Raw genomic sequence first — 16,590 nt, 5'->3', positions numbered from 1 at the left:
CCCCACCACGCCTCCCGAACGGCAACGGCGCGACCATGACCCAGGCACCGACACCCACCGCGGACACCGTCCGCAGGCTGGTCCAGTCCCTCCTCAAGGACGGCAAGGAGACCGGGCAGGGCAGGGAAGGCACCGGCCCCGACGTCCGGCCCGCCACCCGGGGCGCCGAACCCGCCACCTGGTGGGTCGGCACCCGCCATGTGCTGCGCCTGGCCCCCGACCGCGAGGCCACCGTCCGCCAGCGCCGCGAACTGCGCCTGCGCGACCTCGTGCGCCCGCACATCCCGGTGGCGGTGCCGGCCAGCGTGGCGCACGGCGAGTGGGCGGCCGGGCTCACCTACACGCTGGACACCAAGGTGCCGGGCGGCTCGGGGCAGGACCACGACGTGTCCGCCGTCGGCGAGGCCGACCTCGCGGCACTGCTCACCGGGCTGCGCGAGGTGCCGGTCCGGCAGGCCGAGACCCTCGGTGTGCCGCGCGCCGCGCCGCGCTCCCTGGAGGCGCTGCGCCGGGCCGCCGTACGCGCCGCCGAACACTGCGCCGAAGCCGACGAGTTCGACGCCGCGCGCCTGCACCAGCTCACGCAGGCCGCCGCGGCCCAGCTCGCCGCCCAGTCCGGCACGGCGGTCCTCACCCACCACGCCCTCACCGGCGGCCACCTCGTGGTCAGCGCCGACGGCCGGGTGCGCGGCGTCCTCGGCTGGGCCGGCGCGGTCGTCGGCGACCCGGCCGAGGACATCGCGGGCCTCGCGCTCGCCGTCGGCTCACCCGCGGCCGTACGCGCCGCCACCCTCGCCGGCTACGGCGCCCGGCCGTGTCTGCGCGGCCTGTGGCTCGCCCGCTGCGACACCGTCGTCCACCTCGCCGAGGCCGTCACGGTCGGGGACGCGGCCCGGCTCGCCGTGTCGCGGACGCACCTGCGCCACGCCTGGGAGCCGATCCTGCTGGAACGGGTGACGGACCTGCGCGAGACGGACGACGACGCCCTGTAGCCGAGTGCCGCCGCGGGCGCGTCATCCCTGCAGCAGCACCACGCCGGACTCCCCGGGCAGCCGCACCACCCCGTCCGCGCCGGGCGTCCCGACCGGCTCCCACGCGGCCAGCACGCGCGCGTGCGGCACGCCGAGCGACAGTTCCGCCGGTTCCGGCGCCAGGTTCACCGCCACGAGGACGTCCCCGCGCCGGAAGGCGATCCAGCGCCGCTGTTCGTCGCAGGCCACCTTGGTGTCGGCGAGGTCGGGGTCGGTCAGGTCGGGCTGCTCCTGACGCAGGGCGAGGAGCAGCCGGTACCAGGCCAGCACGCGCGCGTGGGGCTCGCGTTCCGGCTCGGACCAGTCGAGGCAGGAGCGGTCCCGGGTCGCCGGATCCTGCGGGTCGGGCACCTCCTCCTCCTTCCAGCCGTGCGCCGCGAACTCCCGCCGCCTGCCCCGCCGTACGGCGTCGGCGAGCTCCGGGTCGGTGTGGTCCGTGAAGAACTGCCAGGGGGTGCCGGCCGCCCACTCCTCGCCCATGAAGAGCATCGGCGTGAACGGCGCCGTCAGCGTCAGCGTCGCCGCGCAGGCCAGCAGCCCGGGGGAGAGCAGGGCCGAAAGCCGGTCCCCCTGGGCGCGGTTGCCGATCTGGTCGTGGGTCTGGCTGTAGCCGAGGAGCCGGTGTCCGGCCACGCGGTTGCGGTCCAGAGGGCGCCCGTGGTGCCGCTCGCGGAAGCTGGAGTACGTCCCGTCGTGGAACCAGCCGCCGCTGAGCGTCTTGGCGAGCCCGCCGAGCCCGGCGCGCGCGAAGTCGGCGTAGTAGCCCTGCGACTCGCCGGTCAGCGTGGTGTGCAGGGCGTGGTGGAAGTCGTCGTTCCACTGCGCGTGCAGCCCGAGGCCGCCCCCGGCGCGGGAGGTGATGAGCCGCGGGTCGTTCAGATCCGACTCGGCGACCAGGAACAGCGGCCGGTCCACCTCGGCGGCCAAGGCGTCCACGGCCGACGACAGTTCCTCAAGGAAATGGCGTGCCCGCGTGTCCACCAGCGCGTGCACCGCGTCCAGGCGCAGCCCGTCGATCCGGTAGTCGCGCAGCCACGCCAGCGCGCTGCCGACGAGGAACGCGCGCACCTCGTCCGACCCGGGCGCGTCCAGGTTGACCGCGGCGCCCCAGGGCGTGTGGTGCGTGTCCGTGAGGTACGGCCCGAAGACGGGCAGGTAGTTGCCGGACGGGCCGAAGTGGTTGTGCACCACGTCGAGGACCACGCCCAGGCCGAGTTCGTGGGCCCGGTCGACGAAGCGTTTCAGCGCCTCGGGCCCGCCGTACGGCTCGTGCACCGCCCACAGCGACACACCCTCGTACCCCCAGCCGTGCGTGCCCGGGAAGGGGCACAGCGGCATCAGCTGCACATGCGTGACGCCCAGTTCGGCGAGATGACCGAGCCGCTCGGCCGCGGCGTCCAGGGTGCCCGCGCGTGTGTACGTCCCCACGTGCAGCTCGTACAGCACCGCGCCGGGCAGCGGCCGCCCCGGCCACTCCGCACGCCACGCGTACCGCTCGTGGTCGACGACCGCGCTCAGTCCGTCGGGGCCGTCCGGCTGCCGCCGCGAGCGCGGATCGGGCAGCACGGGCCCGTCGTCCAGCGCGAAGCCGTACCGGGAGCCGTCGCGCGCCTCGGCCTCGCCCCGCCACCACCCCGGCCGTTGCGGATCGCGCTCCAACGCGCGTGTGACGTCGTCGCACCGGAGCGTCACACGGCCGGCCTGTGGTGCCCACACCTCGAACTGCACGGACGGTTCCCCTTCGTCTGCTCACCGTGATGTAGCCCGTCCATGGTGCGTCAAACGAGATCAATCCGCTGGCGCATCCTCCCTTTTGCGGCAGGTGTCGCCGGGTACGCGCGCGTGGCGGCCGTTTTCCCGTTTTCTGGACAGCCCGGCCGCGCTGCCCGACAATCACCAGCGTGACGTCGTCCTTCGAGTTCAACACGTACCCCGCGCGGCTCTCGGACGTGGAGCGCGAAAGGGCGCTGAAGGTGCTCCGTGACGGCGCCGCGATGGGCCGCCTGTCCCACGACACGTTCGTCCGTCGCATGGAACTCGTGCTGACCGCCCGCCGCCCGGACGAGCTCGCCGTGCTCACCGCCGACCTGCCCACGGAGAGCCGGCTCTCCCGGCTGGTGTTCGGCACCGTCGAGGCGGTCTCCGGGTTCACCGTGCGGCTGCGCCGGGCCTGGCAGGCCGAGCGCCTGCCCAAGCTGCTGCTGCCTCACCCGGAACACGGCCATCCGCTGCGCATAGGCCGCGACCCCGCCAGCGGCCTGCGCCTCAACCACGAGACCGTCTCCCGTGTCCACGCCGAACTCCACCACCAGGGCGGCATGTGGGTGCTGCGCGACCTGGGTTCCACCAACGGCACGACCGTGAACGGCCGGCGGGTCGTCGGCGCCGCCCTCGTCCGCGAGGGCGACCAGGTCGGCTTCGGGCAGATGACGTTCCGGCTGACCGGGGTCCGGCCCGCGTCCGGCTGACCTGAAACCGAGGCACGCCCCGGCGCCGGCCTGGGAGTTGTCGGCCGCAGGTCGATCGGCGGTGGCTCAAATCCCGTTGTCGTTCATGGTGTTGACGCACCCCTGAAGTCGTGACTCACTGTGTGTACGCCAGCTACACCTGGTGAAGCGACGGCACCGCATGGGGGAGGTGTGCCCTGCCGCCCCTCCCGCGCTACCCGACCGTCGACGAACTGGGCGCACGGGCCGCCGCCCTCGTCGCCCGCCACCCCCGTGACGCCCGGCTGCGCCGGATCGGTACGTCCCGCGCGGGCACCCCCCTGTGGCTGCTCTCCGTCGGCCACGGCAGCCACCAGGCCCTCGTCGTCGCCGGCCCGCACGCCAACGAACCCGTGGGCGGCGCCACCGTGCTGCGCCTGGCCGAGCGTGCCCTGGCCGACGCGCGGCTCACCGAGGGCGCCGACGCCACCTGGAACCTGCTGCTGTGCCTCGACCCGGACGGGCTGCGCCGCAACGAGGGCTGGCTCACCGGCCCGTACACCCTCGGCCAGTACTTCCGGAACTTCTTCCGGCCCGGCTTCCTCGAACAGCCCGAATGGCTGCCCGACGGCGCGGCCGGCGCCGCCCTGCCCGAGACCCGCGCGCTGCTCGGCGTCCAGGACGAACTGCGCCCGTTCCTCCAGTGCTCCCTGCACGGCGTGGACATCGGCGGCGGCTTCGTCGAGCTCACCCGCGACCTGCCCGGCCTCGCCCCGCGCCTCGCCCACATCGCCGCCCGGCTCGGCATCCCCCGCGAACTCGGCGCGTACGACGCCCTGTACTGGCCGGGCCTGGGACCCGCCGTCTACCGGATCCCGCCACCGCGCCGGGCCGGCCTCGCCGCGGCCATCACGGAGGCGGCCGTCGAGTCGACGTGGTTCCACCCGCACCGGCACGGCACCGTCACCGCGGTCGTCGAGGCGCCCATGTGGGGCGTGGCGGCCGTGTCGGACGGCTCCCCGCCCGCCGACGGGGACGCGGTGCTACGGGCCGTCAGCCGCAGCCTGCGCCACGACACGGGGCTCCTGCGGCACCTGCTGGCCAGGATCCGCCCGCACCTCGCCGTGGTGCCCGACGCGGCGCGCCTGCTCGCCCCGGTCGACGACTACCTCCTGGTCTGCCCCGGCCTCGCCGACGCCTGGGACCCCGAGACCGGCGACGGCGCGGCCCACCCCCTGCCGCCCCTGACCACCGCCCACCTGGCCGCCCTGCGCATCTCCGGGCGACGGCTGGTGCTGCGCACCGCCGGGCTGCTGCACCAGCTCGTGCGGGCGGCGGGCCGCGACCCGGCCGGGGCCCTGCCGGAGCTGGACCTGCTGATCGGCGAGTGGTGCGCCGACTACCGCGACGGCTGCGGAGCGCGCTGGATCCCGGTGGCACGCCAGGCGGAGTACCAGACACGCGTGGTGCTCTCCGTCTTCGAACTGGCCGCGCGGTACACAGGCGCTCGGGAGGCCGGTGCGGCGGTGCCGACGCGGCGCGACTGAGCGCCGCGGGGGCCTACGACGTCCTCTCGCGCGCGTGCAGCGCCGCCGCGACCACCGTGCGGGACTGGTGCTCGACCTGGTTCTCCAAAGGCACCCAGCGGGCGCGGAAACGTTCCGCGAAAGCGTCGCTCCAGGTCGCGACGAGTTCCTCGAGCTGCTTCGCCGCGCCGTCGTCGGTCCCGCGCAGCACCCGCAGCAGCATGGCCGCCGCCCGCAGCGGCACCCGCCGCACGAACGCGTCCACGCTGCCGACGTACGCCATGGTGCGGTCGGCGGGCGGGGTGTGGACCAGGTCGGAGGCCAGCCCCGGCACCAGCTCCAGACCCCACTTGGCGGCCCGCAGCAACGGCCCGTCCAGGTCCGCCAGCCGGGGCAGCGCGCCGTCGAGCACGCGCGTCACCTCCAGCGCGTCGCGCTGCAGCCGGCGTGCGAGCCGGCCGATCGCGGCCGCCGGAGCCGGATGCGGAGCCGGGTCGTCCACCAGGTCGCTCGCCCACATCGGCACCTCGACCACCGCGGTCAGACCGCCGTACCGATGGGCGTGGAACCAGGTGCTGTGCCGCGCGTCGTCCGGCAGGCTCGGGTACGCCGGACCGATCCCCGGCGCGGGCATCACATGCACCCCCGGCCCGGAGGCCGGCCAGCCCGCGGCGTCCGAGGCGCCCGTCTCCACCGGGATGTGCAGCTCCGCCGCGGACTTGGCGAACGGCTCGGCGAGACCGGGCACGTCCTTCGTCAGCTGCACCCAGCTGCCGCCCAGGTCCGTGCCGTGCAGGGTCACCTGGAGGTAGGGCCGCAGCTCGTCGATGACGCCGGTCAGGGCCAGGGTCTCGGGCGGCAGCCGGTCGGGCGGCAGCACGGACGGCGCCCACTCCGGCTGCTCCGGGCCCGCGGGGCGGAAGAAGCCGAGGTGGTAGTCGAACAGGCTGCGCGGCGCCGGCGTCACATGCAGGCTCGCCCCGTCGGGGTCCGCGCACAGCAGGAAGTGCCAGGACATGCCGTCCCGCAACTCCCGCTCCGCCAGCACCCGCCGGGCGAGCGCGAGCAGGGTGCAGGAGCCGGTCGGCTCGTTGGCGTGGGCGCCCGCGACCACCAGTACGGCTCGGCGGGCGCGGCCCACGGACAGCAGGTGCAGAGGTCTGCCGGCCCGCGAGGCACCCACCTGCCGCAGGGTGCACACTCCGGGGCGGTGAGCGGTCAACGCCCGGGCAGCAGAGACCAGTTCGGTCACCGTCGGATAGCGCAGCTCCGGCAGGACACTCACCCCCGTCACATCCGCCCGAGTTCGCAGTCGCAGTACCCCACGGCCATGGTGCGGTGTCAAGAGCACGGCCCGGGAGCCTCCAGGGGGCGCCCGGAAGCACGGACGGCGGGTGTGCGGCGGGCGCCGTGAACGGTGTGTGGTCCCTGCTGGTGGCGTGACGTCAGGGGCCTCACTCGCCCACCCGCTCCAGCAACGCCACCGGCAGCCCCGCGAAAAGCTCCGCCACGCGCGCGTGCCCCGTGAACTCGCGCCCCGGCTCCAGCACATCCGCCCAGCGCCCCGGCGGCAGCGGCAGCCGGGTGTCCCGCCAGCCGCCCGCCTCCGCCAGCCGCAGGGACAGCCGCGTCACGGCCGTGAGGGTCTCGCCGGAGCGGACGAAGGCCGCGCAGTACGCCGCGGTGGGGCCCTCGGCGGTCAGCGGCGTGTACGTCGCCGTGTCGCCGAAGGCCTCGGGGCGCCGTCCCCGCAGCGCCAGGGCCGCGCGGGTCACCGCCGCCTTCTGCCCGGAGGTCCCGCCGGACTCCTCGGGCGGGAAGCCCACCGCCCGCCGGTTGTCGGGGTCGACCAGCGCCCGGTACTCGACCTCCGTGCCCTGGTAGACGTCCGGGACACCCGGCATCGTCAGCTGGACCAGGGCCGTGCCCAGCACGTTCGCCCGGATGTGCGGTTCCAGGGCGTCCCGGAAGGCCGCCACCCGCTCGGCGGGCGCACCGCACGGCCCGGCCGCCACGAACCGCGCCACCGCCTCCTCGTACGGCGGCTCCTGCTCGGTCCAGCTCGTGTACATGCCCGCCTCGCGCACATGCTTCAGCAACGCCCCCCGCACCCGCTCAGGCGACCCCGGCTCCGGGCCCAGCCCGAACACCGTCTGCCAGGCCGCCCACGCCAGTTGCGCGTCCGGCACGCCCTCCCCGGTGCGGGTCACCTCGGCGAGGACGTCCGCCCAGCGGTCCGGGCACTCGGTGAGCACGTTCAGCGCCGCCCGGACATCGCCGCTGCGCTTGGTGTCGTGCGTCGAGGCCACCGTCCCGCTCACCGGCCAGTCGCGCTGCACGCGCGCGCAGTACGCGTGGAACTCCTCCGGCGACAGCGCGGGGGAGCCCGGGTTCCCGCCCACCTCGGTCGCCGACAGCAGCGGCACGTACCGGTAGAACGCCGTGTCCTCCACCGACTTCGCCCGCAGGGCCGACGCGGTCTGCGCGAACCGGGTCCGGAACTCCACCTGCGCGGGCCCGTCGCCGTACCGCCCCAGCACCAGATCACGTACGACGTCCACCGCGCCCGCCTCCTCGGGCACGGCGAACGCCTGCCGGGCCTCGGCCGCGGCCTCCTCGGTGACGACGGACGCGGCGTCGGCCGACTCGTAGGGCCGGTAGACGTCCATGCGCACCAGGAGCTCCTGGAGCGCCGTGCGCAGCGCCCAGGGCGCGCGGTCGCGCAGGGCGGGCTCGGGCGCGGTCGCGCACAGCCGGGCCGCCACCCGGGTCAGCCGGTCCGTCTCCGTGGCCAGCTCGTGTGTGAGGACCTTGTACGCCGCCCGCCGCACCGTCGCCTCCCACTGCCCGCCCCGGTCCGTCTGCGGGGCCGCGAACCGCCGGTACTGCCCCAGGAGGTCCCCGAACCCGGCCGGGTCCATGAAGAGCCCGTCCACGTGCCGCAGGGCGTCGTAGCCGGTGGTCCCGGCGACGGGCCAGGACGCCGGCAGGTGCTCACCGTCGGCCAGGATCTTCTCCACGACCGTCCAGCGGCCGCCCGTCGCCTCGTGCAGCCGCTCGAGGTAGCCGTCGGGGTCGGCGAGCCCGTCGGGATGGTCGATCCGCAGCCCGTCGACCACGCCCTCGTGCAGCAACCGGAGGATCTTGCCGTGGGTGGCCTCGAACACCTCGGGGTCCTCCACCCGCACCCCGATCAGCTCCGAGATGCTGAAGAACCGCCGGTAGTTGAGCTCGGTCCGGGCCAGCCGCCACCACACCGGCCGGTACCACTGCGCGTCCAGCAGATGCGGCAGCGGCAGGTCCTGGGTGCCCTCGCGCAGCGGGAACACATGGTCGTGGTAGCGCAGGACGTCGCCGTCGACACGCAGCTCCCCGAGCACCTCGCCCAGCGGCCCGCCGAGCACCGGGAGCAGCACCTGGCCGTCCTGCGCCTCCCAGTCGATGTCGAACCAGCGCGCGAACGGCGACTTCGGGCCCTCGCGCAGCACCTCCCACAGGGCGCGGTTGTGGCGCGGGGCCATGGCCATGTGGTTCGGGACGATGTCCGCCACCAGGCCGAGCCCGTGCCCACGCGCCGTGCGGGCCAGCGCCCGCAGCCCCTCCTCGCCGCCCAGCTCCGCACGCACGCGCGCGTGGTCGACGACGTCGTAGCCGTGCGTCGAACCCGGCACGGCCTCCAGGACGGGGGACAGGTGCAGATGCGAGACGCCGAGCGAGGCCAGGTACGGCACCACGGCCGCCGCGGCCCCGAAGGGGAAATCGGGCTGCAGCTGCAGCCGGTACGTGGCCGTGGGCACCACCGGGTCAGGTCGCTCAGGTGTCATGAACCGTACGTACCCGCCCCGCCGCCGTTCGTGTCATCGCCCGCGCCAGGTGCGCCGCGCGTCGCCCGGACGAGTGGCTCCCGCCGGACGACGCGCCGCCCGCGCGGGGCGAGGCCGAGGGGGCGACTACACGGGCCGCTGGAGCACCGTGAGGCTCCGGTCCGTCAGGGTCAGCCGGTCCCCGGCCTGCACCTTCTGGCCGGTGTCCGCCGGCACCCCGTCGGCGCGGGCCGTGTCGACCACGACCTGCCACTGCCGCCCGTGGTCGACCGGCACCACGAATTCCAGCGTCTTCGGCGAGGCGTTGAACATCAGCAGGAACGAGTCGTCGGAGATGCGCTCCCCGCGCGCGCCCGGCTCCGAGATCGCGTTGCCGTTGAGGAACACCGTCAGAGCCGACGCCTGCGCCGAGTCCCAGTCCCGCTGGGTCATCTCCCGGCCCTCCGGAGTGAACCAGGCGATGTCGGACAGGTCGTCGTGCGTGCCCTCCACCGGCCGGCCGTGGAAGAAGCGCCGCCTGCGGAAGACCGGGTGGTCCCGGCGCAGCCACACCATCGCGCGCGTGAAGGCGAGCAGCTCCCGCTTGAGTCCGCCTTCCTCCTCGTCGCCCTCCGGCCACTCGACCCAGGCCAGTTCGTTGTCCTGGCAGTACGCGTTGTTGTTGCCGCGCTGGGTGCGGGCGAACTCGTCGCCATGGCTGATCATGGGCACGCCCTGCGACAGCATCAGGGTCGCGATGAAGTTCCGCATCTGCCGGGCCCGCAGCCGCCGTACGTCCGGCTCGTCGGTCTCGCCCTCGGCCCCGCAGTTCCAGGACCGGTTGTGGCTCTCGCCGTCCCGGTTGTCCTCGCCGTTGGCGTGGTTGTGCTTGTCGTTGTACGCCACCAGGTCGTGCATCGTGAAGCCGTCGTGGCAGGTCACGAAGTTGATGGAGGCCAGCGGGCGGCGACCGTCGTCCTGGTACAGGTCGGACGAGCCGGTCAGCCGTGAGGCGAACTCCGCGAGGGTGCGCTGCTCGCCCCGCCACAGGTCGCGCACGGTGTCCCGGTACTTGCCGTTCCACTCGGTCCACAGCGGCGGGAAATTGCCCACCTGGTAGCCGCCCTCGCCCACGTCCCACGGCTCGGCGATCAGCTTCACCTGCGAGACCACCGGGTCCTGCTGCACCAGGTCGAAGAACGACGACAGCCGGTCCACCTCGTGGAACTGCCGGGCCAGCGTGGCGGCGAGGTCGAAGCGGAACCCGTCGACATGCATCTCGGTGACCCAGTACCGCAGCGAGTCCATGATCAGCTGCAGCACGTGCGGGGACCGCATGAGCAGGGAGTTCCCTGTCCCTGTCGTGTCCATGTAGTAGCGGGGATCGTCGGTGAGCCGGTAGTAGCGCGAGTTGTCCAGGCCCTTGAAGGACAGCGTCGGGCCCATGTGGTTGCCCTCGGCGGTGTGGTTGTAGACCACGTCGAGGATCACCTCGATACCCGCCTCGTGCAGCGCCTTCACCGCCGACTTGAACTCCAGGACCTGCTGGCCCCGGTCGCCCCAGGACGCGTAGGCGTTGTGCGGGGCGAAGAAGCCGATCGTGTTGTAGCCCCAGTAGTTGTTCAGGCCCATGTCGACCAGGCGGTGATCGTTCACGAACTGGTGTACGGGCATCATCTCCAGGGCCGTGACCCCGAGCTCGGTGAGGTGCTCGATGACCGCCGGGTGGGCGAGGGCCGCGTAGGTGCCGCGCAGCTCCTCCGGCAGCCCCGGGTGGCGCATGGTGAGGCCCTTGACATGGGCCTCGTAGATCACCGTGTGGTGGTACTCGGTGCGCGGCAGCCGGTCGTCGCCCCAGTCGAAGTACGGGTTGACCACGACCGACGTCATCGTGTGCGGCGCCGAGTCCAGGTCGTTGCGCCGGTCCGGCTCGTCGAAGTGGTAGCCGTACACCTCCTCGCCCCAGCCGATCGAACCGCTGATCGCACGCGCGTACGGGTCGAGCAGCAGCTTCGCTGAGTTGCAGCGCAGCCCGTGCTCCGGGGCGTACGGGCCGTGTACCCGGAACCCGTACCGCTGTCCCGGCATGATCCCCGGCACGTACGCGTGGCGCACGAACGCGTCGCTCTCCCGGAGCTCGATCGCCGTCTCCGAGCCGTCGTCGTGCAGCAGACACAGCTCTACTCGGTCCGCGGCCTCCGAGAAGACCGCGAAGTTGGTACCGGCGCCGTCGTACGTGGCACCGAGTGGATACGCCTCTCCAGGCCAGACCTGCATGGACACGACTCTTTCAGGTGTGCGGCGCCGGTGGGGACGCCTTGGCCCCGAGTCTCCCCGAAAGTGAGGGAACCTCCTATGACTTATGTCCCTCTTACCGAATGACCAGTGCATACGCGGTATGCCGAATCTGTGGGGCAAAAAGATACTCCCGGGGCCGTTGGGGGGAGTAAGGGGAAGATGTGCGGAAGACGCTGCACCGCCATTTAGGCAAGGTGGTGGCCGGTACGGCCATCGCCGTGGCCGGGACAGCCGTGATGGTGGGGATCACCCTGCCGGGCACGGCGGGGGCGGACGACACGGGAACCAGGGCAGGGCAGGCCGGGCAGTCCGTACCGCGGGAGGCCGAAGCTGACCGGGCCGTGGCGCCCGGGGTGGTGGAGGAGGCGCCCGCCGAAGGGGAGAAGGGCACGGGCCGCGACCCGCTGACCGACGACGAGACGGAGCGGGTCGCGAAGATCGCCCTGAACCGGCAGCTGCTCCAGAGCAGCGAGAGCGTCGACGGGGAACGCGGCCCGCAGCGTCTCGGCGTCGACCTCGCCGAACCGGAGGCCGGCGAGGTCGGTGACCCGGACGCGCCACGGCGCGCCGACGTGACCTACTACGACTACCGGGACGACACCCTCGTCACCAGGACCGTCGACCTCGGCACCGGCAAGGTGGTGCGGACCGGCACCCAGCGCGGCGTCCAGCCGCCCCTGAGCCGCGACGAGAAGGCCGAGGCGGCCAAGCTGCTGATCGCCGACCCGCTGGGCGCGGGACTGAAGGCCGACTACCGGGACGCCACCGGCAAGGAACTCACCTCCCCGGACCAGCTGCAGCTCAGCGGCGCCGTCTACCGGGCCGCGCCGGGCGCCCAGCCCGCCGTGCTCGACCGCTGCGGCGAGCACCGCTGCGTCCGGCTGTTCCCGAAGATCAAGAACGGCCCGTGGGTCGACGCGAGGTCGATCGTGATCGACCTGAGCGCCCGCAAGGCCGCCCGGCTCGACCGCTGACCCGCTCGCTCTTCTCGCTCTCACTGTCAGGGAGTCATCTCGTCATGCGTGTGAACAGACACAGCAAGGTCCGCACCCGGGCGGCCGTGGGGCTGACCGTGGCCACCCTCGCCGCCGGCCTCACGGCCGGCGCGGGACCCGCCTCCGCCCGGCCGAAGGCCGCCCCCGCGGCGCCGGCGGCGCCCTACTGCGGTGCAGCCCACCGCATCGAGCAGAAGCTCTCCACCGGCACCACCTGGCGGATGTGCTGGCGCTACGACGGCAAGGCCGGCCTCGTCCTGGAGAACATCTCGTACCAGCCCAAGGGCGAACCCAAGCCGGTCAAGGTCCTCAACAGCGCCAGGCTCGGCCAGATCCACGTCCCGTACGACGACGGCAAGGTCGAGTACGACGACCTGACCGGGTTCGACTTCGCCCAGGGCCTGATGAACCTGGCGCCCGGCGAGTGCCCCGGCGGCGCCATCAAGACGGTCAAGGTCCCGGACTCCTGGAACGAGGACCCGAACGTCAAGGGCCTGTGCACCACCACCCGCTCCCGCGGCCACGCCTACCGCATGCAGGGCGACACCGCGAACAAGGTCTACCAGACCCAGGGCAAGGACCTGCTCGTCTACACCGTGAACCAGGTCGGCTGGTACGAGTACATGACCGAGTGGCGCTTCCAGGACGACGGCACGATCACCATGAACGTCGGCGCCACCGGCAGCCTGTCGTGGGACGACTACGACGCCGGGGACGGCCGCGGCTGGCCGATCGGCAAGGGCGCGAGTGCCGCCAAGGCCACCAGCCACAGCCACAACGCCTTCTGGCGGCTCGACTTCGCCCTCGACGGCTCCACCGCCAACAAGGTCGAGCAGTACGACTCGGCCGTCACCGCCCCGGCCGCCGGCCAGCGCGCCCCGAGCACCAAGACGACCCGCACCGAGGTCACCAAGGAACTCGCCGGGGACAGCAAGAACTACCGCTGGTGGCGTGTGGTCAGCGCGACCGGCAAGAACAAGGACGGGCACCCGCGCTCCTACGAGATCGTCCCCGGCCCGACGACCAAGTACCCGGGCCGCAGCTACACCAAGCACGACGTGTACTTCACCGAGTACAACAAGTGCGAGCTGTTCGCCAGCCACAACCCCGGCGACTGTGGTGCCGGAGCCGGCAACTCCGTCGACAAGTGGGTGAACGGGCAGGCCCTCAAGCACCCCGTGGTCTGGACGAACATCGGCTTCCACCACATAGCCCGGGACGAGGACCAGCAGCCCATGCCCGTCCACTGGCAGGGATTCTCCATCGCCCCGCGCGACGTCACCGCCATGAATCCGCTCACTCCGGCCGAGCTCGACTGGCAGAACGGGCACTGGCAGCCCCGGGGTTGAGAACGACCCTGTCCATCCGGCTGCACCGCCGACCGCTCCCGGAGTACCCTTCCTTGATCGTTGGGTGGGGCCAGGCCCCTCGGGAGGCTCGGGGGAGCGGAAGGCGGTGCGCGGGTGGGCTCGGGAGGGCTGGAGCTGCCCCCTGGTGACGAGGGTCACGAGGGGCACTCCACAGACGTCCCGACCGGTGCCGTGTCCCTGGCGCGGCCGATGGACGCGACGGGCTCGATCGGCCCGGAACTGGACTGGGACACCGACGCCTGGCGCGAGGTGCGCACCCGCGCCCAGCGGGCCGGCCGCGCCTACATCTGGCTGAACCTCGTCGAACAGCGGCTGCGCTCGGTCGTCGCCGCCGTACTGCGGCCCATCTACGAGCCCGTCCACGGCGAGGACTGGGTGGTGGCCGCCGCCGGACCCGCCGGGCAGGAATGGGTTCAGCGCGCCGTCGCCGTACGCGAGGTCAGCCGCCGCAAGGGCTATCTGCTCGACCCGGCCGACGACAACGTCCTGTCCTTCCTCACCCTGCCGCAGCTGCGCGAGCTGATGGTGCAGCACTGGCCCTGCTTCGAGCCCTACTTCGACGACCGCCGCGACGTCGAACTCGCCCTGGACGAGCTGGAGGTCACCCGCAATGTCGTCTCCCGCAACCGGGCCCTGTCCGAGGCCGTCCTGAACCAGGCCGAGCGCGCCTCGGCCCGGCTGCTGGAGATGCTCGGCGCCGACGGTGACGTGCCGTCGGCACGCCGGCTGCCCGTCGACGCCGTCGAGGACCTGGTCGGCGACCGGTACGCGGACGTGGTCGCCGTCCACCCGGACCGGGTGCGGCTGATGCGGCAGTTCCCGGCCGAGGACATCTTCGGCGGCGCCCGCCGCCTCGACGCCATCGGCATAGGCCTCAACCTGCTCGTGCAGAACTTCTCCGGCCGCCGGCTGGTGCGGCTGGCCGAGTCCGGCTGCCGGGTGCGGCTGCTGTTCCTCAACCCGGCCTCCAGCGCGGTCAAGCGGCGCGAGCGCGAACTGGGCATCAAGCGCGGCGAGCTCAGCCGGGCCGTCGAGATGAACATCCTGCACATGCGGCGGGTGCGCGCCCGGCTGCGCGACCCGGGCGCCTTCGAGATCCAGGTCTTCGACGAGACCCCCCGCTTCACGGCGTATCTGGTCGACGGCGACGGGGCGGACGGCGTCGCGGTCGTGCAGAACTATCTGCGCCGGACACGCGGCATGGAGGCGCCGGTGTTCGTGCTGCGCAACGGCAGCAAGGTGGTCAAGTCGGGCGAGATCGACGAAAGCGGCCTCTTTCCCACGTACCGCGAGGAGTTCGAGGTGATGTGGGCGGATTCGCGGCCGGTGTCGTGAACGGTGCCCCGCGGACCGCGCTCCTCGGATTGTCAGTGGTGCGTGCGAAGGTGGAGACCACTGGGGGACACCACCGGGGGACGCACCACAAGAAGGGGGACCGCCCATGGGCTGGCACCGGGAGCTGCTGATCGGCTTCGACCTGGAGACGACGGGCACCGATCCGCGCGAGGCGCGCATCGTCACGGGGGCCGTGATCGAGGTCAGGGGCGGGGAGCCGCTGGGGCGCCGGGAGTGGCTGGCCGACCCGGGGGTGCCGATCCCCGAGGACGCGGTGGCGGTGCACGGCATCAGCGATGAGCGCGCCGCGGCCGAGGGCAGGCCGGCCGACCAGGTGGCGGACGCCCTCGCCGACGTCCTCACCTCCTACTGGAAGTCGGGCGTGCCGGTCGTCGCCTACAACGCGGCCTTCGACCTGACCCTGCTCTCCGCCGAGTTGCGGCGGTACGGACTGCCGTCCCTGCGGGACCGCCTGGGCGGCGTGGACCCCGCCCCGGTCATCGACCCGTACACCATCGACCGCTGGGTCGACCGCTACCGCCGGGGCAAACGCAACCTCCAGGCGGTCTGCTCGGAGTACGGCGTGGTCCTCGACTCCGCCCACGACGCCACGGCCGACGCCCTGGCGGCGGCCCGGCTGGCCGGTGCGATAGCCGACCGCCACCCCAAGATCGCGAGCCTGGGCCCGGTGGACCTGCACCACCGCCAGATCGAGTGGTACGCGCAGTGGGCGGCGGACTTCCAGAGTTTCCTGCGCGGCAAGGGCGACGCGAACGCCGTGGTGGACGGGGCATGGCCCCTGCGGGAGTTGGCGGACGAGCGGGTCTGAGCGGGCCCCTGGGCCATCAGAACGGATACCACCGCACCGTCTCGTCGCCCTCCCGCAGCGACGCCACCCGCCGCTCGAACTCGGCCAGCGCCTTCGGGTTGCCCGGTGCGTGCTGGGCCACCCACGCACAGCTGGCCGTCTCCCGGGCGCCGCGCAGCACCGAGCACCCGTCCCACTCCCGGACATCCCATCCGTACGTCCCGGTGAAGGACGCGTACGCCTCGTCCGCGAGCCCGTACCGGTCATGGGACAGCGCCATCACCACCAGATCGTGCTCGCGCAGATCGGCGGAGACCGTCTCCAGGTCGACCAGAACCGGTCCGTCCGGGCCGACATGCACATTGCGGGGCAGCGCGTCGCCGTGGATCGGCCCGGGCGCCAGCTGCGGCGTCAGCGCGGCCGCCCGCGCGGCGAAACCGTCCCGCCGCTCGCGCAGATACGCCGCGTCCGCGGGGTCGACCGCGTCGCCCGCGAGCCGCAGCCAGCGTTCCACCCCGCCCAGCAGATCGCGGGCCGGCAGTTCGAAAGGAGGAAGAGGCGTGGCGTGCACGACCCGGAGCAGTTCGGCCAGATCGCGCGGCTCGGCGGGCCGTACGGCGTCGGGCAGCCGGTGCCACACCGTCACCGGGTGCCCCTCGACCAGCAGCGCCTTCGGCTCGGCCGCCCGCACCGCGGGCACGCCCGCCTCGGCGAGCCAGATCGCGACGTCCAGTTCGTGGCGGGCCCGGTCGAGGAGCTCGGCGTCGCGGCCGACCTTGACGACCAGGTCGCCGGCGGCGAACACCGCGTTCTCGCCCAGCGCCAGCAGCCGCGCCGCACGGGCCGCACCGCCCACCGCGCCCGCCGCGGCCAGTACGTCCCGCGCCCGTGCCTCGTCCATCGTCCGCCTCCGTGATCCAGGTCCTTGCGCGTCACCGTCGGGTTCCGGCCATCCGTCCGTCAGTGTCGCATTCGCACAGGTGGGACCGTGTGCGCGG

The 16,590-nt window shown here is 73.2% G+C and carries 12 protein-coding genes; 7 read left to right on the top strand and 5 right to left on the bottom strand.

Features of this window, described 5'->3' with window-relative positions:
• Nucleotides 1-35: 35 nt before the first annotated feature.
• Nucleotides 36-992 (top strand): aminoglycoside phosphotransferase family protein, encoded by a 957-nt coding sequence (locus ACZ6I3_RS17050; protein WP_469415405.1) that lies wholly within the window; start codon nucleotides 36-38, stop codon nucleotides 990-992.
• A gap of 21 nt (nucleotides 993-1,013) precedes the next feature.
• Here the strand turns inward: ACZ6I3_RS17050 and treZ are convergent, their stop codons facing one another.
• Complete coding sequence (gene treZ / locus ACZ6I3_RS17045) at nucleotides 1,014-2,759, bottom strand: malto-oligosyltrehalose trehalohydrolase (protein WP_469415363.1); 1,746 nt, start codon at nucleotides 2,757-2,759, stop codon at nucleotides 1,014-1,016.
• Between the two features lie 173 nt (nucleotides 2,760-2,932).
• Here treZ and ACZ6I3_RS17040 point away from each other — a divergent pair, with 173 nt between their 5' ends.
• Nucleotides 2,933-3,499 carry an FHA domain-containing protein gene (locus ACZ6I3_RS17040; RefSeq protein ID WP_469415362.1) on the top strand — a complete coding sequence of 189 codons (567 nt, stop codon included), beginning with the start codon at nucleotides 2,933-2,935 and terminating at the stop codon, nucleotides 3,497-3,499.
• Nucleotides 3,500-3,675: 176 nt separating this feature from the next.
• Complete coding sequence (locus ACZ6I3_RS17035) at nucleotides 3,676-5,004, top strand: M14 family zinc carboxypeptidase (protein WP_469415403.1); 1,329 nt, start codon at nucleotides 3,676-3,678, stop codon at nucleotides 5,002-5,004.
• 13 nt (nucleotides 5,005-5,017) lie between these two features.
• On the opposite strand, the gene ACZ6I3_RS17030 is transcribed toward ACZ6I3_RS17035, so the two are convergent.
• The 3 genes from ACZ6I3_RS17030 to glgX all read right to left on the bottom strand — a co-directional run bounded on the left by ACZ6I3_RS17030 (nucleotide 5,018) and on the right by glgX (nucleotide 11,063).
• Nucleotides 5,018-6,268: a M14 family zinc carboxypeptidase gene (locus tag ACZ6I3_RS17030; protein WP_469415360.1), complete on the bottom strand. Its 1,251-nt coding sequence runs from the start codon at nucleotides 6,266-6,268 to the stop codon at nucleotides 5,018-5,020.
• 169 nt (nucleotides 6,269-6,437) lie between these two features.
• The gene (gene treY / locus ACZ6I3_RS17025) at nucleotides 6,438-8,807 is read right to left on the bottom strand and encodes a malto-oligosyltrehalose synthase (RefSeq protein ID WP_469415359.1); all 2,370 of its coding nucleotides are present in this window, start codon (nucleotides 8,805-8,807) and stop codon (nucleotides 6,438-6,440) included.
• 126 nt (nucleotides 8,808-8,933) lie between these two features.
• A complete protein-coding gene (gene glgX, locus ACZ6I3_RS17020) occupies nucleotides 8,934-11,063 on the bottom strand; it encodes a glycogen debranching protein GlgX (protein WP_469415357.1) in 2,130 nt (709 codons plus the stop codon).
• 182 nt (nucleotides 11,064-11,245) lie between these two features.
• Here glgX and ACZ6I3_RS17015 point away from each other — a divergent pair, with 182 nt between their 5' ends.
• The 4 genes from ACZ6I3_RS17015 (at nucleotide 11,246) to ACZ6I3_RS17000 (ending at nucleotide 15,613) form a co-directional block, all read left to right on the top strand.
• A complete protein-coding gene (locus ACZ6I3_RS17015) occupies nucleotides 11,246-12,058 on the top strand; it encodes a Tat pathway signal sequence domain protein (protein ID WP_469415356.1) in 813 nt (270 codons plus the stop codon).
• Between the two features lie 44 nt (nucleotides 12,059-12,102).
• Entirely contained in the window at nucleotides 12,103-13,428 is a 1,326-nt protein-coding gene (locus ACZ6I3_RS17010) for a copper amine oxidase (RefSeq protein ID WP_469415354.1), read from the top strand.
• Nucleotides 13,429-13,542: 114 nt separating this feature from the next.
• On the top strand, nucleotides 13,543-14,784 hold the full coding sequence (locus ACZ6I3_RS17005) for an SAV2148 family HEPN domain-containing protein (RefSeq protein ID WP_469415352.1): 1,242 nt from the start codon (nucleotides 13,543-13,545) through the stop codon (nucleotides 14,782-14,784).
• A gap of 106 nt (nucleotides 14,785-14,890) precedes the next feature.
• On the top strand, nucleotides 14,891-15,613 hold the full coding sequence (locus tag ACZ6I3_RS17000) for an exonuclease domain-containing protein (protein WP_469415351.1): 723 nt from the start codon (nucleotides 14,891-14,893) through the stop codon (nucleotides 15,611-15,613).
• Between the two features lie 16 nt (nucleotides 15,614-15,629).
• Here the strand turns inward: ACZ6I3_RS17000 and ACZ6I3_RS16995 are convergent, their stop codons facing one another.
• On the bottom strand, nucleotides 15,630-16,493 hold the full coding sequence (locus ACZ6I3_RS16995) for a phosphotransferase (RefSeq protein ID WP_469415350.1): 864 nt from the start codon (nucleotides 16,491-16,493) through the stop codon (nucleotides 15,630-15,632).
• Nucleotides 16,494-16,590 lie beyond the last annotated feature (97 nt).

The organism is Streptomyces sp. NPDC041940 (assembly GCF_055589465.1).
The sequence above is the reverse complement of the archived record's forward strand: the minus strand, read 5'-3'. Positions and strand labels throughout refer to the sequence as shown.